Consider the following 21485-nt stretch of genomic DNA (forward strand, 5'->3'; position numbering starts at 1 on the left):
CCAGCATCACGATTGCGAAAACGCTTTGTCTCTAAACTTTGTTAGAATTGCGAATATAACATAACGCATGCGCTAATCCGTCCCACAAGGGGTGGAGAGACATGGGCGCACCGTCCGCATCGACCGGCCTCTCCCGCAAGCGCCGCTGGCTGTTCTATGCCGGCCTGTATCTGTGTTTCGCCCTCTTGGACCCCTTCGGCATCGACGGTGCGTTGCGCCTGCATGGCCGTGAATTCGTCAGCCGGACAATCGGGCATCTCTATGGGCTTTCGACCCGCCTGGGCATCACAAGCGACAGGAACCCAGGGACGAATGTCGCGGTCCTGCTCATCGACGAGGCTTACGTCCAGGGCGGCGACCGCCAAGGGCTCTGGCCTATCGCTTGGCACATGCATGCACACCTCCTTCGGCAGGTGCTGGAGCATGGACCGCGCGCAGTGTTCCTTGATTTCGTTTTCGAGACGCCACGCAGCGATCAGGACTTCGACAGCCTCAAGACAACACTCGAGGAAGCGAAGGTTCCGATCTTGCTGGGTGAGATCCTGAGACCGCCGCTGCCGAGCGGCCTCACCCGACGTCCCTGCGCCGAACCAAGATCGAAGCAGCAACTTGCGGATGACCGGCCTGTTGGCCGGACGCATCCGGATATCGCCTGCGCAGCGCGCGATACGGCGTCGATCCGCTGGGACGCCGAGGAATATGCCTCGCACTATCCACTCGCAGTCCTCTCGCCCGCTGCGAACGGCGAGCAAGCGTCATCGCAGCACGGTGCCGATCCGCCGGCGGCGGTGCTTACACCGGCCCCGGCCCTCTACAGAGTCGTCTTCGGCCATGGAGCGTCGCGCGACCTCGCCGCGGCCGACGAAGACGACAAGATGCTCGTCGCTTGGCAGACCCGAGGGTCGCCGATGGAGCGAGCCCGCATCCAGGGCACGTGCGACCGAACCGATCCCCCCTTCCTGGCCATCCTCGGCGCCTTGATCCCACGGGCGGAGCAGCATTTCGCCAGCCCGTCCTCCAAGTGGATCGTGCCGTTCGAGCCCTGCCTGCCGGTCGACTCCATCACGGCATCTCAGCTTGAGGCGGATACGGCGGAGATGGGCGGGCCTGATTCCGAGCGCCCCAGCCCATTTGCCGGCCGCATCGTGCTGATCGGCTCGGGACGCGGCGAGGGCGATCCGGATGTGGTCCACATGCCGTCCGGCGCCGAGGTGCCGGGCGTGATGCTGCACGCCATGGCACTCGACAACTTGCTTCGCTTCGGCCCCGACAACTATTGGGGATTTAAGAGAACAAAAATTATTTCTGAGATAGATTGGTCCGATATTGTTTCCAGCGCCGCCATGGTAATAACAGCCCTTTTGAGTCATACTTGGCTTCGGCCTGTGCCGCCCTTGGCGATGGTCACCTTCATTCTTATTATTTTTATTGTTCTTCTTAGAATAAGTGCCGTTGATGTTATGATAACTTTATTTATTCTTTCCATCAGCGAGCAATTTTTGAAATTCATGAATTATCTTCACGGGAAGCTCGAGCATTCTCCGGAGCGTCACGTCGTTGCACGGTCCGGCACCCCGCAGTCTCCCGCCATAGGCTTAAGGCCCGTCCCAGGAGGAAACACCGATGACGCCAAGCTCAGAAGGTGACGCCCATCGATCCTTGGCCCGATGGCTGACTTGCCTCGCGCTCACAGCGCTATGGCCCGGCTTGGCGGCGGCGCAGCAGCAGCCGCAGACGATCCTGGAATGGCGCCGCGACCCGGTTCGCATCCGCCCTGCCCCGAACGCCGCTGGGGTGCAGACCGCTGCGCAGGACCTGCCGGTACGGCCAAAGGTGCAGGAGGTGACCCCGGACGGCGTGCTTGGCTTCGACGGCCGCGACGGCCGCAGGCGCTATGTCCTGCGCGACGATGTCATCACCGATACGGTCCCGGTCAAGGGGGTTTGCCCCGAGGCACCCAGTCGCCCCGGAACGACAGTCGGAACGCCGAGGGCCACGAACCAGCGCGACGCCGGCCGCAGCGAGCAGGGTATGGGGACGGGACGGAAATGCTGAGCCGCGTCCTCGCCACGCTGCCGGCCCTCCTCATCGGTTGCAGCACCGCCGACCCCAGCCGGGTCAGTGGCGATTTGAAGGGCCGCCTGATCGACCAACCATCGATCATGCAGCAGGTCGCCGTCCGCTTCGTCCCTCGCCGCACCGGCGAAGCCGTGGACTATGCCGGCAGCGGCATCCGCGGCAATGCGCGGGACGAGCGACGGCGCTACGGCGCGGAGCGGACGACCGTGCCGGACCGTGCCGCGGATGCCTATCTGGAGCGGCTGACGGCTCGGCTCGCCCGTGCCTGGCCGCATGGCCGCCCGCCCGTCGTGCCGCGCGTGCAACTCGTTGCCAACCGATCCTATGGCGCGGCGGCTCTCACCGACGGCAGCATCCGCCTCAATCTCGGCACGCTGGTGCAGGCCGGTACCGAGGACGAGTTGGCCTTCGTCATCGGCCATGAGATGGGGCACCTCTTCCTCCGCCACACCGGCTTGCGCGAGGATGAGCATGATGACCTCGAGAACCTGCGTGAGGTGACGACAGGGCTTGGCGCCCTCGGCGCCGCCCTATCCAGCGCGCGCATGGGCAGCGGCGGCCAGCTCAGCTTTGGTGCGGAGTCGCAGAACCGCGCCAGCTTGGCCGCCCTCGGCGGCACCGTCCTGAGCGAAGGGCTGGACACGCTGGTGGAGCCGGCCTGGGCGCGTCGGCAGGAGGCCGAGGCAGATGTCTTCGGCATGGACATCATGGCTGCCGCCGGCTTCGACCCACGCTATGCCATCGTCTCCCTGAACGCGCTGGAGAGCAGCCAGGGGGCGGCGCAGGCCAGGCTGAAGGCCGTCGCCGAGGCCGTCGAGGGCCAGCTGGGGACCCAGCTGGGCCGCGGCGACATCAATGGCGCCTGGCGGGCGGCAATGAAGGGCGCCTCCACCATGCTCAACTCCATGGGGCGCGAGCTGAAGGGATGGATGCGCGAGCGGCATCCGGACCCCGCCGAACGCCGCCGCTGGCTTGACGACTACCGTGACCGCATCCACGGCGACGATCCGTTGCGCCCCGACTCCGCTGGGGAACTCACCCAGATCCGCGGCTCGGCCGTGATCCGCAATGCGCGGCAGGCCCTGGAAGAGGTTGAGGCCTCCCAAGACGCCTTGTCGCGCGGCGATCCACGCTCGGCCATGGAACGCGCCCGCTCGGCCATGGCGGCGGCGCCCTGGCTGCCGGCAGCGCGGTTGCAGCTCGCTCTCGCCCAGCTCGAGGCAGGCCAGATCCGCCAGGCACGGGACGAGTTGCGCCGCGTGACGGCCGATAACCGCGCGCCGCTGATCGCCTTCCTCCTCCTTGCGCATACCGAGGCCAAACTCGGCGATCCGCGAGCGGCGTTGGCGGTGCTGGATACGGCAGGACGGCGCTTCGATGCCGTTGACGAGCTAGCCCCGGAACGGATCGCTCTCCACCGCGCGGCTGGGAACCAAGCCATGGCACAGCAGGAGGCGGAACGGTGCAGCCGGTCTGCGAACCCACGGTTGCGAAGCGCCTGCCGGCAGGCGATCGACATCAGGCGGGCCTCCCGCTGAGCATTCCTTCCAGTGGTCGACTCACCCCCGCCCGTGGCGGCCCGGCGCCCCCCTTGCTATAGGGACGCCGCAAGAGCCGATCGCCGCGGGGCGGACCTGCCCGGAGGCGTGAATCGGCTCGCCTGATCAATGCCCCGGGGCATCCTCCCGCCGGTCGAGCGGCGGGAGGCGGTGCCGGAGGACCGCCGCCGGGGTGCCCGGCCCGCCGGGGCGCCTCGCGCCGGGCGGGCTGCGCGCCGCTGTTGGAAGGATTACCGAGACCATGGCGCGACGCCGTCAGCTCTACGAGGGCAAGGCCAAGATCCTCTTCGAGGGGCCGGAGCCGGGCACCCTCGTGCAGTATTTCAAGGACGACGCCTCGGCCTTCAACGCCCAGAAGAAGGGCACCATCACCGGCAAGGGCGTGCTGAACAACCGCATCAGCGAGTACCTGATGATGCGACTGATGGATATCGGCGTGCCGACGCATTTCATCCGCCGGCTCAACATGCGCGAGCAGCTCATCCGCGAGGTGGAGATCATCCCGCTCGAGGTGGTGGTGCGCAACGTCGCCGCCGGCAGCCTCTCGACCCGGCTCGGCATCCAGGAAGGCACCCGCCTGCCGCGCTCGATCATCGAATATTACTACAAGAACGCGGCGCTCAACCATCCGCTGGTCTGCGAGGAGCACATCACCGCCTTCGGCTGGGCCAGCACGCAGGATCTCGACGACATCGTCGCGCTGACGCTGCGGATCAACGACTTCCTGAGCGGGCTGCTGCTCGGCGTCGGCATCACGCTGGTCGACTTCAAGGTGGAGTTCGGCCGGCTCTACGACAATGACGAGATGCGCATCGTCCTCGCCGACGAGATCAGCCCCGACAATTGCCGGCTCTGGGATTCCAAGACCGGCGAGAAGATGGACAAGGACCGCTTTCGCCGCGACCTCGGCAAGGTCGAGGAAGGCTACCAGGAAGTGGCGCGCCGCCTCGGCATCCTGCCGGAGGCGGGGGTCCGGGACCTCAAGGGCCCGGAGATGATGCAATAGGGCGGAGGCGCGGCGATGGTGGCGCGGATCGTCGAAGCAGTGGTGGTGCTCTGCGCCGTCATCGGCTTCTATGCCGTCTGCTCCGTGCTCGGCCTCTTCCCCGGCTCCACCTGGTCGCTGCTGCTGGCGGTGCTGGCCAGCTATGGCTGCTACCTCTATGGCCGCTACGGGCGGCGTCTGCTGGGCGGTGAGGTGACATGAAGGTTCTGGTGACGGTGATGCCGAAGGCCGGCGTGCTCGACCCGCAGGGCAAGGCGATCGGGCACGCACTCGCCGGCCTCGGCTTCGAGGGCGTCGGCGAGGTGCGGGCGGGCAAGGTGATCGAGCTGGAGCTGGCGGAGAGCGATCCCGGCCGCGCGAAATCCGCCGCCGAGGCGATGGCCCGCAAGCTGCTGGCCAATACGGTGATCGAGAGCTTCCGGGTGGAGCTCGCCTGATCGCATGGTGAAGCTCTCGCTCGTCATCCTGGTGGTGCTGACCGTGCTGATCGGCACGGGCCTGCGCTGGCGGGAGGAGCGGCGGGTGGCGATCCGCGCCGCCACGGTGCGGCGCGGCGGCTGGCTGGCGGCGCAGAAGCGGAGCCTGAATCGCTGGGTGACCGCCGCCTGCCTGGCGACGCTGACGACCATCCTGGTCCTCGGCGGGCTCCACTGGCTCCGGGTGTTGCAGCAGGGGTGATGGCGTGATGCAGGCAGGGATCGTCCTCTTTCCCGGCACCAACCGCGAGCGCGACATGGCGCTCGCCCTGCAGCGGGCGACCGGCCGCCGGCCCGCCATGCTCTGGCACCGCGACACGGCGTTGCCGCCGGGCACCGACCTCGTTGTGCTGCCGGGCGGCTTCTCCTATGGCGACTATCTCCGCTGCGGCGCCATGGCGGCGCAGAGCCCGATCATGCGGGCGGTCGCCGACTTCGCCGGCCGCGGCGGGCATGTGCTCGGCGTCTGCAACGGCTTCCAGATGCTGACCGAGGCGGGGCTGCTGCCCGGCGCCCTGCTGCGCAACGCCACGCTGCGCTTCCTCTCCATGGATTGCCACATGCGGGTGGAGCGGGCCGACACGCCCTATACCGGGCGCTTCCAGCGCGGCGCGGTCTTCCGCGCCACCATGGCGCATGGCGACGGCAACTACTTCGCCGACGAGGCGACGCTCGACCGGCTGGAGGGCGAGGGGCTGGTGGCGCTGCGCTACGCGACGCCGGCGGGCGAGGTCACGGCGGCGGCCAACCGCAACGGCAGCGCCCGGAACATCGCCGGCATCCTCTCGCCCAATCTCCGGGTGCTCGGGCTGATGCCGCATCCGGAGAACCAGGTGGACCCGCAGATCGACGGCACGGACGGGCTGCCGCTCTTCGAGAGTCTGGCCGAGGCGCTCGCCGCCGCCTGAGGCGGCGCCGCCAGCGCCACAGATGCCATCCACGGGGCCTTGCCCCCAAGGGAATCCTGACCGCGTGAGCATCGATCCCCCTGCCCCCACCTCCGCTGGCCCCTCCACTGGACCCTCCACTGGCGCTGGCCGCCCGACCCCGACCCTCCTCGCCCCGGACCGCGCCCGCCAACTCGCCGGGGAATACGGCCTGAAGCCGGATGAGTATGACCGCGTCCTCGCCATCCTCGGCCGCGAGCCCTCGCTGACCGAGCTCGGCATCTTCTCGGTCATGTGGTCCGAGCACTGCTCCTACAAGTCGAGCCGGGTCTGGCTGCGCGAGCTGCCGACCAGGGCGCCCTGGGTGATCCAGGGGCCGGGGGAGAATGCCGGGGTGATCGATATCGGGGACGGGCTCGCCGCCGTCTTCAAGATGGAGAGCCACAACCACCCGAGCTTCATCGAGCCCTATCAGGGCGCGGCGACCGGGGTCGGCGGCATCCTGCGCGACGTCTTCACCATGGGGGCGCGGCCCATCGCCAACCTCAATGCCCTCCGCTTCGGCATGCCGGACGCGCCGCGGATGAAGCAGGTGATCGACGGCGTGGTGCGCGGCATCGGCGGCTACGGCAATTGCGTCGGCGTGCCGACCGTGGGCGGCGAGGTGAATTTCCACCCCCGCTACAACGGCAACCCGCTGGTCAATGCCATGACCGTCGGCATCGCCCGCGCCGACCGGATCTTCACCGCCGCCGCCACCGGCATCGGCAATCCGGTGGTCTATGTCGGCTCCAAGACCGGCCGCGACGGCATCCACGGCGCCACCATGGCCAGCACCGAGTTCAGTGCCGACAGCGAGGAGAAGCGCCCGACCGTGCAGATCGGCGACCCCTTCGCCGAGAAGCTGCTGATCGAGGCCTGCCTGGAGCTGATGGCGACCGATGCGATCGTCGCCATCCAGGACATGGGCGCGGCGGGGCTCACCTCCTCCTCGGTCGAGATGGCCGGCAAGGGCGGCATGGGCATCGAGCTGGTGCTGGACCACGTCCCGCAGCGCGAGGCCGGGATGACCGCCTACGAGATGATGCTCTCCGAGAGCCAGGAGCGCATGCTGATGATCCTGAAGCCGGGCCGCGAGGCCGTGGCCAAGGCGATCTTCACCAAGTGGGAGCTGGATTTCGCGGTCATCGGCCATCTCACCGATACCGGCCGCATCGTGCTGCGGCACCAGGGGCGGCTCGAGGCCGACATCCCCCTCGCCCCGCTGGAATCCGAGGCGCCGCTCTATCGCCGCCCGACCGCCGAAACGCCGCGGCAGCCGGTGATCGAGGCCGGCGCGGTCGCCGATCCGGTCGGGATCGGGCCGGCCCTGGCGAGGCTGGTCGGCAGCCTCGACCTCTGCTCCCGCCGCTGGATCTGGGACCAGTATGACAGCATGGTCGGCGGCCAGACCGCGAAGCGCCCCGGCGCGGCCGATGCCGCCATCGTCCGAGTGGAGGAGAGCCTGGAGCAGGGCGGCGCCCGGGCCCTCGCCATGACCACCGACTGCACCCCGCGCTACTGCCTCGCCGATCCGGAGGAGGGCGGCAAGCAGGCGGTGGCCGAGGCCTGGCGCAACATCACCGCGACCGGCGGCCTGCCGCTCGCCATCACCGACAACATGAATTTCGGCAATCCCGAGAAGCCGGAGATCATGGGGCAATTCGCCGCCGCGGTGCGGGGCATGGCGGCCGCCTGCACCGCGCTCGACTTCCCCGTCGTCTCCGGCAATGTCTCGCTCTACAACGAGACCGAGGGGCGCGGCATCCTGCCGACCCCGGCGATCGGCGGCGTCGGCGTGCTCGACGACGTGGCGCAGGCGGTGGGGCTCGCCCTGCCGCCGGGGCTTGACCTGGTCCTGATCGGCGAGACGCGGGGCTGGCTCGGCCAGAGCCTCTGGCTGCGCGAGATCGCCGGCCGCGAGGAGGGCGCGCCGCCGCCGGTCGATCTCGCGGCGGAGCGGCGCAACGGCGACTTCGTGCGGTCGCAGATCCGGCAGGGCCGCGTCGCCGCCTGCCACGACGCCGCCGATGGCGGGCTGCTGGTCGCGGTCGCGGAGATGGCCATGGCCTCGGGCACCGGCGCGACCCTGGCCACGCCGCCCCCCGGCCTGCCGGCGCACGCCTTCTGGTTCGGCGAGGACCAGGCCCGCTACGTGCTGGCCGTGGCGGATGCCGCGCCGCTCCTCGCCGATGCGGCCGCGGCGGGGGTGCCGGCGATGCGCCTCGGCCGCTCGGGCGGGCGCGACCTCGTCCTGCCCGGCGGGGAGACCCTGCCGGTCGCCGCCCTCGCCGCCGCGCATGAGGCGACGCTGCCCGCGCTGATGCGCGACCAGGGCTGATCGCCGGCCCGCCGGCCCCATCAGGGGGCTTGGTTCCATCGGCGCGACGCGCCATATCGGGGGTGTGCCCAGCCGCCATTCCTGGCGCCGGGCGGCGTGCGAAGGGGATGGTGGCGGATGGCGATGCAGCCGGCGGAGATCGAGGCGCTGATCAAGGCGGCCCTGCCCGATGCCCAGGTCACCATCGAGGACCTCGCGGGCGATGGCGACCACTACGCCGCCACCGTCGTCTCCGAGGCCTTCCGCGGCAAGAGCCGCGTGCAGCAGCACCAGATCGTCTATGCCGCGCTGCGCGGCCGGATGGGCGGCGAGCTGCACGCCCTGGCGCTGCAGACCACCGCCCCGGCCTGAGCAACCCTACCCCGGACCGAACCAGCAGGGACGACGAGCCAGATGACCAACCCCGCCTTCGAGCGCATCGAGGCCGATATCAAGGCCAACCCCGTGGTGCTTTTCATGAAGGGCACCCCGGTCTTCCCGCAATGCGGCTTCTCGGCCCGCGTGGTGCAGATCCTTTCGCATCTCGGCGTGCCCTTCAAGGGCGTGAATGTCCTCGACGACATGGAGATCCGCGACGGCATCAAGGCCTACACCAACTGGCCGACCATCCCGCAGCTCTACGTCAACGGCGAGTTCGTCGGCGGCTGCGACATCGTCATGGAGATGTTCCAGGCGGGCGAGCTGCAGAGCCTGCTGAAGGAGAAGGGCGTACCGGTCTCGGCCGAGGGCTGAGCCCTCGCGCCACCCTGGCGCGGGTCCGCGGTCCTGCTAGGCTTCCCCGACCGGGCGAGGACGGGGGATCCGCAGATGGCCACATTGCCGCATCGCAGCCTGGGCCGGACCGGCCTCTCGGTCTCGGCCATCGGCCTCGGCTGCATGTCCCTCTCGGGCGCCTATGGCGAGGCGGAGGACGGCGCCTCCGTCGATCTCGTCCGCGCCGCCATCGATCGCGGCATCGATCATTTCGACACCTCCGACATGTATGGCTGGGGCCATAACGAGGAGGTGCTGCGCGCCGCCCTGAAGGGGGTGCGCGACCGCGTGGTGCTCGCCACGAAATTCGGCCAGACCCAGAATCCCGGCGCACCGAACGGCGTCAACGGCTCGCCCGACTATGTCCAGCAGGCCTGCGAGGCCTCGCTCATGCGCCTCGGCGTCGAGGTGATCGACCTCTACTACCAGCACCGCGTCGATCCCAACGTCCCAATCGAGGAGACGGTCGGCGCCATGCAGCGCCTCGTCGAGCAGGGCAAGGTGCGCTTCCTCGGCCTCTCGGAGGCACGGCCCGAGACCATCCGCCGCGCCCATGCCGTGCATCCCATCGCCGCCGTGCAGACCGAGTATTCGCTACTCTACCGGCAGGAGGCGGAGGAGACGCGGGCGACGACGCGCGACCTCGGCATCGGCTTCGTCGCCTACAGCCCGCTCGGCCGCGGCTTCCTGACCGGGGCGATCCGGGACTTCGCCCAGATCGATGGCCGTCGCGCCGCGCATCCGCGCTTCCAGGAGGCGAATTTCGCCGCCAACCGCGCCCTCGTCGCCAAGCTTGAGGCGATCGCGGCGGAGAAGGGCTGCACCCCGTCGCAGCTCGCCCTCGCCTGGCTGCTGGCCCAGGGCGAGGATGTGGTCGCCATCCCTGGCACCCGCCGCCTCGACCGGATCGAGGAGAATATTGGCGCGCTCGCCGTGACGCTGACGGCGGAGGAGGTCGGGCGGATCAGCGCCGCGATGCCGGCCGGCGCCGCCGCCGGCCTGCGCTACCCGCCGGGAGCGATGAAGGCCGTCTATGCCTGATCCCGGCTTGGCTGCGGGCATGCGGGTCTGATCAGCTTTTTCGTTCTTTTGAAGTCATGTCTCGCCTGTTTGACCCCGGAAAGCCGGCGTTCGTGGCAGGCAGGGTCATGCTGCGCGAGTTCGCCACCCCGGCCCCGGCCATCTCCATCCTCGCCCTGGTCCGCGATGCCGCCCATCCGGTGGATGCGGCGCTGGACAGCGTGCTGGCCCAGGACATGCGGGACTGGGAGCTGATCCTGATCGATATTGGCGAGGCCGCGGCGGCGAGCGCGGCCTTCGCCGCCGCCCTCGCCCGGCGCCGCGATCCGCGCCTCCGCCTGCTGCGGCTGGAGGGGGCCGGCGCCGCCGTCGCCCGAAGCCGGGCCATGGCCGAGTCCCGCGGCGAGGGCATGCTCCTCCTCGACACCCGCGACTGGCTGGCGCCCGGCGCCCTTGCCCGCCTCGCCGAGGCCCTCGCCGCGGCGCCCGAGGCGGTCGGTGCGCATGGCGGCTGCGCGGTGATGGCCGAGACGGCGCGGCCCGGCGACCGGCCGCTGCGAGGAAGGCAGCCCGCCCTGCCCCATGGCGACCTGCTGGAGCAGCTATTGGTCGGCAATCCCTTCGCCGATGGCGGCCAGCTCCTGCTGCGGCGGGAGGCGGTGCGGCAGGCCGGGCCCTTCCTGCCGCATCTGCGGCTCGGCGAGGATTGGGAATACTGGATCCGGCTCTCCCTGCTCGGCCCCTGGGCGGCGGTGCCCGGCGGGGGTCCGGTGCTGCATCTGCGCCGGCGCGCCGGCCGGGCGGGGCACCGCATGCCGCGCGACCCCGCCTCCATCGCGCCCGCCATGCTGGCGATCTGGGGCAATCCGGCGCTCGAGGCGCGGCTCGGCCGGGCGCGCTTCCTCACCCTGCAGCGGCGGGCGGAGGCAGAGGCCGCCTGGACCATCGGCCAGGAGTTGATCCGCGACGGCCAGCGGGCCGCCGGGCTGGAGCGGCTGCGGGCCTCGGTGGCGCAGGCGCCAACCCCGCGGCGGGCGCTGCTGCTGGCGGCGGCGCATGCCCTGCCGATGCTGCCGCGGGCGCTGCACGGACCCTTCGTGGCCTATCCGGGATAGGCGATCGCCCAGGCATGAAAAAAGGCCGGACCCTCGCGGGCCCGGCCTCCTTGCCATCCCGTCCGGGATCGGCCGATCAGCGCGAGTAGAACTCGACGACCAGGTTCGGCTCCATCTGCACCGGATAGGGCACGTCGGAGAGCTTCGGCGCACGAACGAAGCGGCCGCGCATGGCGCGGTGGTCGATCTCGATATATTCCGGCACGTCGCGCTCGCCATTCTGCGCCGCGTCGAGCACGGAGGTGAGCTGCTTCGAGCGCTCCTTCACCTCGATCAGGTCGTTGTCGCGCACCTGGTAGGAGGGGATGTTGAGCCGCTTGCCGTTCACCAGCACATGGCCGTGGTTGACGAACTGCCGCGCCGCGAAGGGCGTCAGCGCCAGCTTCATGCGGTAGATAACGGCGTCCAGCCGGCGCTCCAGCAGCTCGATCAGGTTCTCGGAGGTGTCGCCCTTGCGGCGCACGGCCTCCTCGTAATACTTGCGGAACTGCTTCTCGCCGATGTTGCCGTAGTAGCCTTTCAGCTTCTGCTTCGCCATCAGCTGCACGCCGAAGTCGGTCGGCTTCTGCTTGCGGCGGGCGCCGTGCTGGCCCGGGATCGTCTCGCGCTTGTTGATCGGAGACTTGGCGCGGCCCCAGAGGTTGACGCCGAGGCGGCGGTTGATCTTGTACTTGGCTTCGACGCGCTTGGTCATGCGGCGTGCTTCGCCACCCCGTTGCGGGCGGCCCTTCTTCGCTGTGTTGTCCCGGTAGGCCCCGGCCCGGCATGGGTCAGGGCGGGCGCGCACCCCGAAGGTACGTCCACGTTCCCAGGAAGAGGTGCGGCCTATAGGCGGCGGCGGCCCCGCTTGTCAAACCCGGGCGGCACCGCTTAATCGCCCGCATGGGCGTGACACGCGAAGAGATCCTGGTGCTCGGCCTGACGGCCGGCGTGATGGGCGCCCTGGTGGGCGGGCTGATGCTCGGGGTCGGGCTCGGCCTCGCCGTGAACGGGGCGCATATCGGCTGGCTGCTGGCGCTGCCGGCGGCGCCGGTGGCGGGCATCCTCGGCTACCTGCTGGCGCGGCGGCTGGCGAAGCGGCTGCCGGCGACGCGGCTCTGAGGGCGGCACCCAGACTGGTCTAGTGTCCTGCCCGCGAAGTTCGTGGGTTCACCCACGGACCTCGCGGACCAGCAGGCCACTGAAAACAAAGGCTAGTGTCCTGATCTCGAAGTCTGCAGGATTTCGAGATCAGGACACTAGCCCCTCCCTGGTCTAGCCCCCTTCCGCATCCTCCGGATCGGGCCGCCCGCGCCGCATCCGGCCGCGCGAGAGCTCCGTCACCACCCCATGCAGGGTGCGCAGCTCCTGCTCCGTCACCTCGCCCCGCTCGAACCAGTGGCGGAGGTTGCGCACCATGCCGGGACGCTTCGGCTGGTTGTCGAGGAAGCCGCTGGCATCCAGCTCCGCCACCAGCCGGCCGAGGAAGCCCTCGAGCTGGCCCTTGGTCGCCACCTGCGTCTCATGCGTCTGGAGCTGGCGCGGCGGCGTTGGCTCGGCCGCCGTCCACCATTCATAGGCGAGGATCATCACCGCCTGCCCCAGGTTCAGCGACATATGCGCCGGGTTCAGCGGGTAGCGCACCAGCGTGTCGGCGCAGGCGACGTCGTCATTCTCGAGCCCCGCCCGCTCCGGGCCGAACAGCACGGCGGCGCGCAGCCCGCGCGCGTTGATCTCCCACAGGTCCTCGGCGGCGGCGCGGGCGGTGCGCAGCGGCACGACGATGTGGCGCGGCCGCGGGCAGGTGGCGAAGACCCGCTGGCAATCGGCGACGGCGCTGGCCGTGTCGGGGAAGAGCTGCGCTGCCTCCAGGATCGGGTCGGCGCCCGAGGCCGTGCGCCAGGCGCGGTCCTGCGGCCAGCCGTCGCGCGGCGCCACCAGCCGCAGGTGGAACAGCCCGCCATTGGCCATGGCGCGGGCCACGGCGCCGATATTCTCGGCGAGCTGCGGCCGCACCAGGACAACGATGGGGCTCTCGCCCGGGGGCGGGTGCAGATCGGCGGCGGGCTTGCCGCCGCGCGTCCAGGCCTCCGGCATCAGCCGGTGGGCGCCGAGGGCGAAGGCCAGCGCCGGGCGTAGCCGCCACGCCCCCTGCCCGTCCGGCTCGGCCAGCAGGGCCAGCGGATCGGAGGGCGGATCGGCCTCCAGCGCCGCCGCCAGCTCGCCGGCCAGCGCCCGATAGGCGCCGATCTCCTGGCCGGCACCGGCGGCGAGCGCGGCCTCCGTCGCGGTGCAGTCCGGCGCCTCCAGATGCGCCCGCAGCCAGGCGCGCTTCGCATCCGTCAGCGCGATGCGCTTGATGGCGTCGAGCCAGTCCTCCGGCGAGGGTGCGCCGCTCACGCCCGTCGCCAACTGGTGCCTTGCGGCCCGTCCTCGAGGACGATGCCTTTCGCCTTCAACTCGTCGCGGATGCGGTCGGCCTCGGCGAAATTGCGTGCCTTGCGGGCCGCCAAACGCTGGTCAACTGCGCGATCAATTTCTGCGTCCTCGCTTGCGAAAGCTGCTGGAGACGCTGTGTCGAGGTGCCATGTGGTCGTTAAGGTTTGGCCGTCTACCGTAGCAGAGCCCGCAGATGGACGCCCCCTAAGCCACTCTCGCGGTTCCGATCTGCACAGCCCCAGCACCCCGGCCGCCTCCCGGAAGGCGGCGGCGGCGAGGCCGGCCACCACCGGCCAGGACTTGCCGATCCGGTGCAGCACCGCGGTCGCGCTGCCGCCGACCGAGGCGACGTTCTCGATCGTCCGCAGGTCGCGCAGCCGGGCCAGCGCCAGCGGCGTGTTGAGGTCGTCCAGCAGCGGCGCCAGCGCCCAGTCCGCCATCTCGGCCAGCACCGTCTCATGCCCGTCGGCCGGCTCCACGGCGCGCGCCAGCATGGCGTAGTGGTCGTCGAGCTCCGCCTTCGCCTCCTCCAGCCCGGCGAAGGTGAAGTCGAGATCGGCGCGGTAATGCGTGCGCAGCAGCAGCAGCCGGAAGGCCTCGCCGGCCCAGGCGCCGCGCGCCAGGATGTCGCGCACGGTGAGGAAATTGCCGAGCGACTTCGACATCTTTTCGCCATCGACACGCAGCATGCCGTTGTGCAGCCAGATATTGGCCATGCGCGGCGTGCCGAAGGCGCAGCGGCTCTGCGCCAGCTCGTTCTCGTGGTGCGGGAAGATCAGGTCGTGCCCGCCTCCATGGATGTCGAAGACCTCGCCCAGCGCCCGCCAGGACATGGCCGAGCACTCGATGTGCCAGCCCGGCCGGCCGCGGCCCCAGGGGCTGTCCCAGCCCGGCTGCTCCGGCGTGCTCGGCTTCCACAGCACGAAATCGCCCGGGTCGCGCTTGTAGGGCGCCACCTCGATCCGCGCCCCAGCCAGCATCTCCTCCGTGCTGCGGCCCGAGAGCTGGCCGTAATCGGGGAAGGAGGGGACGCTGAACAGCACATGCCCCTCGGCGGCATAGGCATGGCCGTTGGCGATCAGCCGCTCGATGAGCTGGATCATCGGCGCGATGGAGTCGGTCGCCCGCGGCTCCTCATCCGGCGGCAGGGCGCCGAGGGCCGCCATGTCGCGGTGGAAATCCGCCGTGGTGCGGGCGGTGATGGCGGCGATGGGCTCGCCCGTCTCCAGGCTGCGGGCGGTGATCTTGTCCTCGACATCGGTGATGTTGCGGACATAGGTCACGCGCGGAAAGAGCCGCCGCAGCAGCCGCGCCAGCAGGTCGAAGACCACGACGGGGCGGGCATTGCCGAGATGCGCCAGGTCGTAGACCGTCGGCCCGCAGACATAGAGCCGGACATGACCGGGGTCGATCGGCGCGAAGCGGTCCTTCGCGCGGGTCAGGCTGTTGTGCAGCAGGAGGTCGGTGGTCATCACGGCGCATCCATAATGCGGTCGCGGCCAGAACGCACCACCCGGCGGGCAGCGATTCGCCGGGATGCGCGATGGGACGCGCGATGAGATGCGTCATGCCGGGCGCCTCACCCAGCCGCGATGGGCCGAGCGGGGAACCGGGCGACGGGGGGACGTTAGGGGCTGCTCACGGTAGGAGAGAACACGCCATGCTCCGCAGCCTTGCCATCGGCCTCGCCGCCACCCTCGCCATCGCCCCGGCCCTCGCCCAGCGCGACGGCACCCCCGGCAATCCGCCGAGCACCGCCGTCCAGCGCGGGCTTGACCGCGCCACCGGCGCCGCGCCGACGCCGGCCGACGGCACCCCCGGCAACCCGCCCGGCACCGCCGCGGGCCGCGCCGTGGACAGGGCGACCGGCTCCAACATCAGCGGCGCCAATCCGAGCCGCAGCACCCCGGCCAGCCGCGAGCGGGCGCGCGAGGGCAAGCATACCGGCCAGCACAAGGATATGAACGGATCGACGACCACCCGCTGATACTACGTGCGCGAAGGTGAAACCTTCGCGCCCCTCAAACGCCGGGCGCAAACCTCCGGTTTGCTTGGCTTCGCTGCATAAGCAGCGGCGCTCCTTCGGGCGCTCGGCCCTGCGGGCCGTAGTCGTTACTGCGCGCGCCAGGTATGACCGAGCGGCGGGGAGGTCCAGGCGGACGCGCCCGGCCGCCTCCCCGCCTGCCGCTCAGTACCGGATGCGCGAGGTCAGCACGCCGGTCGGCGCATCCCGGGTGACCAGCCCGCCGCCATCGAAGGCGCGCCGGGACGGGTCGTCCGCCACCGGCTGGTAATAGTCGCTGCCGCGCATCCCGCCCCCGGCATAAGCCAGATCGGCGGTCTCGACCGCGCGGCCGGCCGGGGCGGCAGCATAGGTGGCGAAGGGCCCGGTCAGGGCCACGGCGCCGCCGAGCCGGGGCGCCACGCTGGCCAGGTAGTTCAGCGTCTCGTCCGGCAGGACGGTGGCGCCGTCCAACACCGCCTCCACCCGCTCCGGCCCGGCATTATAGGCGGCGAGGAAGCCTGGCGCGCCGAAACGGTCGTACATCGCCCGGATATAGGCGGCCCCGGCCAGGATGTTGTCGCGCGGCTCATAGGGGTCGGGCCCGAGTCCGTGGCGCGCCGCCAGCGCGTCGTAGGTGCGCGGCATCACCTGCATCAGCCCCATGGCGCCGACCGGCGAGGTGATCGGCCGGCCGCTGCCGTCATAGAGCCGCCCGCCGCTCTCCTGCCGCATCACCGCGCGGATCCAGCCTTCCGGCACGCCGAAGCGGTTCGCCGCCTCGCGGATATGCGGCCCCCAGGGATCGCCCGGCGGGCCGGGCACCGCATAGGCCGTAGCGCTGCGGGCGCGGTAGACGCGCGCCTCGGCGCGGGAGACGTCGAGGTCGTAGCCGTAATCGCCGTTGCCGTCATAGCCGCGGCGGCCGTCCCAGACGAAGGCCGGGCGCGGCGCGCAGGCGGCGAGGGCGCCGGCGAGCAGCAGGGCGGACAGGCAGGGCCAGGACATGCGGTGGCACCAGGACAGCGTGCCACAGCATAGCCGGGATCGCCGGTACCGAGTTTAATTTCCAGCAGCGATCCGCAGCCGCTGCGCCGCGCGCTCCGGCCCGATCAGCGGCAGCAGCGCCTGCATCTCCGGCCCGTGCTCCTCGCCGGTGAGGGCGAGGCGGAGCGGCAGGAAGAGCGCCCTGCCCTTGCGGCCGGTCGAGGCCTTGAGCGCGCCGGTCCAGGCGCCCCAGCTCGTCGCGTCCCAGGGGGCGGGCGGCAGGGCGGCGAGGGCGTCGCGGAGATACCCCTCCTCCCCCGGCTGCGGCGGCGGCACGACGGTGCCGCGCACCACCTCGAACCAGCCCCGCGCCTCGGAGAGCAGGTCGAGATTGCCGCGGATGGCGTGCCAGAAGGCCTCGTCCGCGCCCTCCGGAAGCTGCGCCCGCACGCTCTCGAAGGAGGCGCCGTGCAGGTGCCGCCGGTTGAGCGCCAGGAGCTGGCCGATATCGAAGCGCGCCGGGGATTTCGAGATCGCCTCCAGCCGGAAGCCGGCGACCAGGTCGCGCGGCAGGCCAGGCACCGGGTCCTGCGCCGTCCCGAGCGCCGCGAGATAGCCCGCGAGCGCCGCCGGCTCGATCCCGTCGCGGCGGAGCTGGCGCAGCGAGAGCGAGCCGAGGCGCTTCGAGAGCGGCCCGCCATCCGCATCGGTCAACAGCGGCAGATGCGCGAAGGCGAGCCGCGCCGGATCGCCGCCGAGCGCCTGCCAGAGATCGATCTGCACGCCGGTATTCGTCACATGGTCCTCGCCGCGGACGATATGCGTGATGCCGCTCTCGAGGTCGTCCACCACGCTGGTGAAGGTGTAGAGCGGCGTGCCGTCGGCGCGGATCAGCACCGGGTCGGAGAGGCTCGGCAGCTTCACCCGGCGCGGGCCGAGCACGCCGTCCTGCCAGGTGACCTCGCGGGTCTCGAGCAGGAAGCGCCAATAGGGCACCTTGCCGTTGGCCAGCGCCCGCTCGTACTGCTCGGGCGTCATGCGCAGCGCGCCGCGGTCGTAGATGGGCGGCCGCTTCTGGCGGAGCTGCTGCTCGCGCTTGTAGCGCAGCTCCTCCTCGGATTCGAAGCAGGGATAGAGCCGGCCGGCCCCCTTCAGCCGCTCCGCCGCCGCCTGGTAGAGCGGCAGCCGGTCGGACTGGCGGAACTGCTCGTCCCAGTCGAGGCCGAGCCAGCGGAGGTCCTCCTCCAGCGCCTCGGCATAATCGGCGCGGCTGCGCTCGGTATCGGTGTCGTCGAGGCGCAGCAGCACGCTGCCGCCGCGCTGGCGGGCGAGCAGCCAGTTGACCAGGGCGGCGCGGGCATTGCCGACATGCAGGTAGCCGGTCGGCGAGGGGGCGAAGCGGAGTTTCACGAACCGGGCTCCGGCGCGGCGTCATCGGCGGCTGGCCGGCGCGTCGCGGGACTGGCGATGGGGGGGATGATAGCGGCCCGGCTCATTCCTCCTCCTCCGCCTCGTCCTCGTCGCGCCGGGGGTCGAGGGCGCGCCAGTTGCGCTCCTCGGCATCGCCGGGCGGGCGGGCGGCGAAATCCTTCAGCTCGGCGGCGCTGCGCCAGGCCTGCTCGGCACCGCCGACCACCTCGGCATCCTCGCCGAAGGCGAACCAGGCGGTCACCACATCGGCGGGCGCCATGCCACGGCTGCGGCAGCGCTCGAGGCTGTCGCGGACGTAGCGACGGGCGAAGGCGTTGGCATGCTCCAGGGTCTGGAAGCCGCGGATCGTCTCGACCGGATCGGCGCCGTTGCCGCCGGAGAGGTCGAGGATGCGGACGGCATAGCCGCCCTTCTGGCCGAACAGGCCGGTATCGAATGCATTCATGCTGCCTGACCCCTTGGCTGCTTCCCTGGTTGGTCCCTGGCCGATCCGCGGTGGCGATCTGCCTGGACCAACGCCGGCCGGGCCGGAAGGGCACGCCGATCGAGGACGGGCTTCTACAGCGGATCGCCCGCCGGCGCGACGGCCCGGCCGGGAGGCAGGGCCAGGGAAAGGCCGGGGTGGCAAGGCCGGGGTGACAAGCTCGGGGCGGCAAGGCCGCCGCCCCGGGCGCCGCGGCATCAGGCGCCGGGGCCGCCCCGCTTGCGGCCGCCATTCCGCTGCAGCAGGAATTCGCGCCCGATCTTCACCCGCGGCACGCCGTCATAGGCGATGATGTCGGCGGTCGCGTAGGTCTCCGACCAGAGGTCGGGGATGAAGCTGCCGGTGCCGACCACGTCGATCGGCGCCTTGGCATCGGCCATGACGCGGCACTTGCCGACATTGAAGCCGGAGGAGGCGACGATGCGCACCTTCGGGAAGCCGGCCTCGTCCAGCGCCTCGCGCATGCGCCAGATGGCGGCGGCGGAGACGCCGGTGCCGACGAGGTGGCGCAGCTCGGTCTCCGAGCGGTAGCGGCGGATCGCGCCCGGCGCGTGCCGCTCCAGCACGGCGTAGCTCTCGGCCGGGTCGAGGCCTTCGAGGAAGCGGCCGCCATGGGTGTCGAGCCGCACCGCCATCTTGCCGGCCGCGGCGAGCTCGGGATAGCGGCGGCACACCGCCAGCCCGTCCGTCACCTCGCGGCCGAAGTAATCGGTCAGGACGGTGAGGTTCTCCTCCGGGAAGGCCTCCTGGAACATCTCGGCGGCGCGCAGCGTGCTGCCGGCATAGCCGATCAGCGCATGCGGCATGGTGCCGAAGCCGCGCGCCGCGCCGAACCAGTGGGCGGTCGCGTCGGTGGCGTTGCCGATGAAGCCCTTCGCCCCCTCCTTGCGCGCGGCGGCGCTGCCGACGCTGGCGGCATAGGCCATCATGTCCTGCATCTCGAAGCCGGCGCAGTGCCGCGCATCCATCGCCAGGAAGGCGACCTCCGGCAGTTCGAGGCACATTTGGTAGGCATTGTGCGCGGCGACGCAGGGCGGGCCGAGCTTCTGCAGGTAGAGCGTCTCGAGATCGGCCAGCTCGGCGAAGGAGCCGGTGATGGTCAGCAGCGGGTCGCCCGCGCCGACCCAGGTGCCCTCGGCATGCAGCAGGTCGATGTCGAAGCGGGTGCCGCGCTCCTGCGCCACCCGTTCCAGCCACGCCACCGCCAGCCGCGGCGCGCTCACCACCGGGCGGCGCAGGAAGACGGCATAGGTGACCTGGCAGTCGCCGAAGCGCTGCACGATGGCTCGCGTGCGGTTGAAATAGGCGTCGGTGCGGGCGGAGATCGCCGCGTCCTCCGGCTCGATCGGCGGCGATCCGTCCATGCGCTGTTTCCTCCTGTCGCGCCGTTTTTCTTATTCTATTCCGCGGCGCGCGCCGGCGATGCCGCGGCGCCGCCGCGGCGGGCCTTCAGCTCCTCCGCGATCAGGAAGGCCAGCTCCAGCGACTGCTCGGCATTCAGCCGCGGGTCGCAGAAGGTCTGGTAGCGCAGCCCGAGATCCGCCTCGCCCAGGCGATGCGCGCCGCCGAGGCATTCCGTCACCTCCTGGCCGGTCATCTCGACATGCACGCCGCCGGGCTGGGTGCCCTCCGCCGCGTGGCAGTCGAAGAAGCGCCGCACCTCGGTCAGCACCGCATCGAAGGGGCGGGTCTTGTAGCCGCCAGCGGTGGTGGTGTTGCCGTGCATCGGGTCGGACAGCCAGACCACCCGGCGGCCGGCGCGCTTCACCGCCCGCAGCAGCGGCGGCAGCTTCGCCTCGACCTTGTCCGCCCCCATGCGGGAGATCAGGGTCAGCCGCCCCATCTCGTTGGCCGGGTTCAGGATCTCGGTCAGCCGGACCAGCTCGTCCGGGTCCATGGACGGGCCGACCTTCATGCCGATCGGGTTGCGGACGCCGCGCATGAACTCGACATGCGCGCCCTCGGGCTGGCGCGTGCGGTCGCCGATCCAGAGGAAATGCGCCGAGCAGGCATAGTGGTCGCCGGTCGTGGAATCGACCCGGGTCAGCGCCTGCTCATAGGGCAGCAGCAGCGCCTCGTGGCTGGTGTAGAAATCCGTCTCCCGCACCTGCGGCAGGTCGGACATGCCGCAGGCCTGCATGAAGGAGAGGGTCTCGTCGATCCGGTGCGCCAGGTCCTGGTAGCGGTCGGCGAGCGGGCTGCGGGCGACGAAGCCAAGATTCCAGCGATGCACCTGGTGCAGGTCGGCATAACCGCCCGTTGCGAAGGCGCGCAGCAGGTTCAGCGTGCCAGCCGATTGCATATAGGCGAAATCCATCCGCGACGGATCGGGGATGCGCGCCTCGGGGGTGAATTCCGGCCCGTTGATGATGTCGCCGCGATAGGAGGGCAGGGTCACGCCGTCCTTCGTCTCGACATCGCTGCTGCGCGGCTTGGCGAATTGCCCGGCCATGCGGCCGAGCTTCACCACCGGCGTGCCGCCGCCGAAGGTCAGCACCACTGCCATCTGCAGCAGCACGCGGAAGGTGTCGCGGATGATGTTGGCGGTGAAGTCGGAGAAGCTCTCGGCGCAGTCGCCGCCCTGCAGGATGAAGGCCTGTCCCTCCCCCGCCTTGGCCAGCGCCGCCTGCAGGCGCCGCGCCTCGCCGGCGAAGACCAGGGGCGGCCATTGGGCCAGGCGCGCCTCCGCCTCGGCCAGCTTGGCCTGGTCGGGATAGTCGGGCACCTGCCGGATCGGCATGTCCCGCCAGCTTCCGGGGTGCCACCCGCGCACGGACATCACTGCATTCTCCTTGTACGCCCCGCTGGGCACACCCTGCCGACGAACCGGGCGGGACGTTCCTTCCTGTTCCGGGACGGTTGCCCGGATCGCGGACCATAGCCGAGGG

Annotated in this window: 23 protein-coding genes; 15 read left to right on the forward strand and 8 right to left on the reverse strand. The window is 70.7% G+C overall.

Annotated features, from left to right (window positions below):
- Positions 1–101 precede the first annotated feature (101 nt).
- The 13 genes from HJG45_RS25830 (at position 102) to HJG45_RS25890 (ending at position 11275) form a co-directional block, all read left to right on the forward strand.
- Positions 102–1646, forward strand: coding sequence for a CHASE2 domain-containing protein (locus HJG45_RS25830; protein WP_171616503.1), 1545 nt, complete (start codon positions 102–104; stop codon positions 1644–1646).
- Positions 1647–1707: 61 nt separating this feature from the next.
- Positions 1708–2055, forward strand: coding sequence for a hypothetical protein (locus HJG45_RS25835; RefSeq protein ID WP_171616505.1), 348 nt, complete (start codon positions 1708–1710; stop codon positions 2053–2055).
- Complete coding sequence (locus HJG45_RS25840; protein ID WP_171616507.1) at positions 2049–3617, forward strand: M48 family metalloprotease; 1569 nt, start codon at positions 2049–2051, stop codon at positions 3615–3617. The genes HJG45_RS25835 and HJG45_RS25840 overlap by 7 nt, the downstream gene beginning before the upstream one ends.
- Before the next feature lie 262 nt (positions 3618–3879).
- Positions 3880–4644 (forward strand): phosphoribosylaminoimidazolesuccinocarboxamide synthase, encoded by a 765-nt coding sequence (gene purC / locus HJG45_RS25845; protein WP_171616509.1) that lies wholly within the window; start codon positions 3880–3882, stop codon positions 4642–4644.
- 15 nt (positions 4645–4659) lie between these two features.
- Positions 4660–4845 carry a hypothetical protein gene (locus HJG45_RS25850; RefSeq protein ID WP_171616511.1) on the forward strand — a complete coding sequence of 62 codons (186 nt, stop codon included), beginning with the start codon at positions 4660–4662 and terminating at the stop codon, positions 4843–4845.
- Positions 4842–5081 (forward strand): phosphoribosylformylglycinamidine synthase subunit PurS, encoded by a 240-nt coding sequence (gene purS, locus HJG45_RS25855; RefSeq protein WP_171616513.1) that lies wholly within the window; start codon positions 4842–4844, stop codon positions 5079–5081. Before HJG45_RS25850 ends, purS begins: the two co-directional genes overlap by 4 nt.
- Before the next feature lie 4 nt (positions 5082–5085).
- Complete coding sequence (locus HJG45_RS25860) at positions 5086–5322, forward strand: hypothetical protein (RefSeq protein WP_171616515.1); 237 nt, start codon at positions 5086–5088, stop codon at positions 5320–5322.
- Positions 5323–5329: 7 nt separating this feature from the next.
- The gene (gene purQ, locus HJG45_RS25865; protein ID WP_171616517.1) at positions 5330–6028 is read left to right on the forward strand and encodes a phosphoribosylformylglycinamidine synthase subunit PurQ; all 699 of its coding nucleotides are present in this window, start codon (positions 5330–5332) and stop codon (positions 6026–6028) included.
- 22 nt (positions 6029–6050) lie between these two features.
- Entirely contained in the window at positions 6051–8387 is a 2337-nt protein-coding gene (gene purL / locus HJG45_RS25870) for a phosphoribosylformylglycinamidine synthase subunit PurL (protein WP_171616518.1), read from the forward strand.
- A 117-nt stretch (positions 8388–8504) separates the two neighbouring features.
- Positions 8505–8738, forward strand: a complete 234-nt coding sequence (locus tag HJG45_RS25875) for a BolA family protein (RefSeq protein ID WP_171616520.1) — start codon at positions 8505–8507, stop codon at positions 8736–8738.
- Between the two features lie 42 nt (positions 8739–8780).
- Positions 8781–9119 carry a Grx4 family monothiol glutaredoxin gene (grxD, locus tag HJG45_RS25880; RefSeq protein ID WP_171616522.1) on the forward strand — a complete coding sequence of 113 codons (339 nt, stop codon included), beginning with the start codon at positions 8781–8783 and terminating at the stop codon, positions 9117–9119.
- A gap of 75 nt (positions 9120–9194) precedes the next feature.
- Positions 9195–10181, forward strand: a complete 987-nt coding sequence (locus tag HJG45_RS25885; protein WP_254452794.1) for an aldo/keto reductase — start codon at positions 9195–9197, stop codon at positions 10179–10181.
- A 92-nt stretch (positions 10182–10273) separates the two neighbouring features.
- A complete protein-coding gene (locus HJG45_RS25890) occupies positions 10274–11275 on the forward strand; it encodes a glycosyltransferase family A protein (protein ID WP_171616524.1) in 1002 nt (333 codons plus the stop codon).
- A 76-nt stretch (positions 11276–11351) separates the two neighbouring features.
- On the opposite strand, the gene rpsD is transcribed toward HJG45_RS25890, so the two are convergent.
- Complete coding sequence (gene rpsD, locus HJG45_RS25895; protein ID WP_171616526.1) at positions 11352–11969, reverse strand: 30S ribosomal protein S4; 618 nt, start codon at positions 11967–11969, stop codon at positions 11352–11354.
- A gap of 188 nt (positions 11970–12157) precedes the next feature.
- On the opposite strand from rpsD, the gene HJG45_RS25900 reads away from it, so the two are divergent.
- Positions 12158–12376 carry a hypothetical protein gene (locus HJG45_RS25900; RefSeq protein WP_171616529.1) on the forward strand — a complete coding sequence of 73 codons (219 nt, stop codon included), beginning with the start codon at positions 12158–12160 and terminating at the stop codon, positions 12374–12376.
- 153 nt (positions 12377–12529) lie between these two features.
- Here the strand turns inward: HJG45_RS25900 and HJG45_RS25905 are convergent, their stop codons facing one another.
- A complete protein-coding gene (locus HJG45_RS25905) occupies positions 12530–13351 on the reverse strand; it encodes an RNA methyltransferase (protein ID WP_171616585.1) in 822 nt (273 codons plus the stop codon).
- 299 nt (positions 13352–13650) lie between these two features.
- A complete protein-coding gene (cysS, locus tag HJG45_RS25910) occupies positions 13651–15165 on the reverse strand; it encodes a cysteine--tRNA ligase (protein ID WP_171616531.1) in 1515 nt (504 codons plus the stop codon).
- 188 nt (positions 15166–15353) lie between these two features.
- Between cysS and HJG45_RS25915 the strand changes: the two genes are divergently transcribed.
- Positions 15354–15680: a hypothetical protein gene (locus tag HJG45_RS25915; RefSeq protein WP_171616533.1), complete on the forward strand. Its 327-nt coding sequence runs from the start codon at positions 15354–15356 to the stop codon at positions 15678–15680.
- A gap of 201 nt (positions 15681–15881) precedes the next feature.
- Here the strand turns inward: HJG45_RS25915 and HJG45_RS25920 are convergent, their stop codons facing one another.
- The 5 genes from HJG45_RS25920 to HJG45_RS25940 form a co-directional block, all read right to left on the reverse strand.
- Positions 15882–16703 (reverse strand): lytic transglycosylase domain-containing protein, encoded by an 822-nt coding sequence (locus HJG45_RS25920; protein WP_171616535.1) that lies wholly within the window; start codon positions 16701–16703, stop codon positions 15882–15884.
- A gap of 54 nt (positions 16704–16757) precedes the next feature.
- Positions 16758–18092, reverse strand: a complete 1335-nt coding sequence (gene gltX, locus HJG45_RS25925; RefSeq protein ID WP_171616537.1) for a glutamate--tRNA ligase — start codon at positions 18090–18092, stop codon at positions 16758–16760.
- Positions 18093–18174: 82 nt separating this feature from the next.
- Complete coding sequence (locus tag HJG45_RS25930) at positions 18175–18558, reverse strand: hypothetical protein (RefSeq protein WP_171616539.1); 384 nt, start codon at positions 18556–18558, stop codon at positions 18175–18177.
- Between the two features lie 236 nt (positions 18559–18794).
- On the reverse strand, positions 18795–19961 hold the full coding sequence (locus tag HJG45_RS25935) for a nicotinate phosphoribosyltransferase (protein WP_171616541.1): 1167 nt from the start codon (positions 19959–19961) through the stop codon (positions 18795–18797).
- A gap of 35 nt (positions 19962–19996) precedes the next feature.
- Positions 19997–21376: a class II 3-deoxy-7-phosphoheptulonate synthase gene (locus HJG45_RS25940; protein WP_171616543.1), complete on the reverse strand. Its 1380-nt coding sequence runs from the start codon at positions 21374–21376 to the stop codon at positions 19997–19999.
- Positions 21377–21485: the final 109 nt, after the last annotated feature.

This window comes from Roseicella sp. DB1501 (assembly GCF_013112485.1).
GTDB lineage: Bacteria > Pseudomonadota > Alphaproteobacteria > Acetobacterales > Acetobacteraceae > Paracraurococcus.

Bases quoted from the DNA above. Each gene is read 5' to 3' on its own strand.
- HJG45_RS25830 (WP_171616503.1), top strand. From the start codon at position 102: ATGGGCGCACCGTCCGCATCGACCGGCCTCTCCCGCAAGCGCCGCTGG.
- HJG45_RS25840 (WP_171616507.1), top strand. From the start codon at position 2,049: ATGCTGAGCCGCGTCCTCGCCACGCTGCCGGCCCTCCTCATCGGTTGC.
- purC (WP_171616509.1), top strand. From the start codon at position 3,880: ATGGCGCGACGCCGTCAGCTCTACGAGGGCAAGGCCAAGATCCTCTTC.
- HJG45_RS25850 (WP_171616511.1), top strand. From the start codon at position 4,660: ATGGTGGCGCGGATCGTCGAAGCAGTGGTGGTGCTCTGCGCCGTCATC.
- purS (WP_171616513.1), top strand. From the start codon at position 4,842: ATGAAGGTTCTGGTGACGGTGATGCCGAAGGCCGGCGTGCTCGACCCG.
- HJG45_RS25860 (WP_171616515.1), top strand. From the start codon at position 5,086: ATGGTGAAGCTCTCGCTCGTCATCCTGGTGGTGCTGACCGTGCTGATC.
- purQ (WP_171616517.1), top strand. From the start codon at position 5,330: ATGCAGGCAGGGATCGTCCTCTTTCCCGGCACCAACCGCGAGCGCGAC.
- purL (WP_171616518.1), top strand. From the start codon at position 6,051: ATGCCATCCACGGGGCCTTGCCCCCAAGGGAATCCTGACCGCGTGAGC.
- HJG45_RS25875 (WP_171616520.1), top strand. From the start codon at position 8,505: ATGGCGATGCAGCCGGCGGAGATCGAGGCGCTGATCAAGGCGGCCCTG.
- grxD (WP_171616522.1), top strand. From the start codon at position 8,781: ATGACCAACCCCGCCTTCGAGCGCATCGAGGCCGATATCAAGGCCAAC.
- HJG45_RS25885 (WP_254452794.1), top strand. From the start codon at position 9,195: ATGGCCACATTGCCGCATCGCAGCCTGGGCCGGACCGGCCTCTCGGTC.
- rpsD (WP_171616526.1), bottom strand. From the start codon at position 11,969: ATGACCAAGCGCGTCGAAGCCAAGTACAAGATCAACCGCCGCCTCGGC.
- HJG45_RS25900 (WP_171616529.1), top strand. From the start codon at position 12,158: ATGGGCGTGACACGCGAAGAGATCCTGGTGCTCGGCCTGACGGCCGGC.
- HJG45_RS25905 (WP_171616585.1), bottom strand. From the start codon at position 13,351: ATGCCGGAGGCCTGGACGCGCGGCGGCAAGCCCGCCGCCGATCTGCAC.
- cysS (WP_171616531.1), bottom strand. From the start codon at position 15,165: ATGACCACCGACCTCCTGCTGCACAACAGCCTGACCCGCGCGAAGGAC.
- HJG45_RS25915 (WP_171616533.1), top strand. From the start codon at position 15,354: ATGCTCCGCAGCCTTGCCATCGGCCTCGCCGCCACCCTCGCCATCGCC.
- HJG45_RS25920 (WP_171616535.1), bottom strand. From the start codon at position 16,703: ATGTCCTGGCCCTGCCTGTCCGCCCTGCTGCTCGCCGGCGCCCTCGCC.
- HJG45_RS25930 (WP_171616539.1), bottom strand. From the start codon at position 18,558: ATGAATGCATTCGATACCGGCCTGTTCGGCCAGAAGGGCGGCTATGCC.
- HJG45_RS25935 (WP_171616541.1), bottom strand. From the start codon at position 19,961: ATGGACGGATCGCCGCCGATCGAGCCGGAGGACGCGGCGATCTCCGCC.
- HJG45_RS25940 (WP_171616543.1), bottom strand. From the start codon at position 21,376: ATGTCCGTGCGCGGGTGGCACCCCGGAAGCTGGCGGGACATGCCGATC.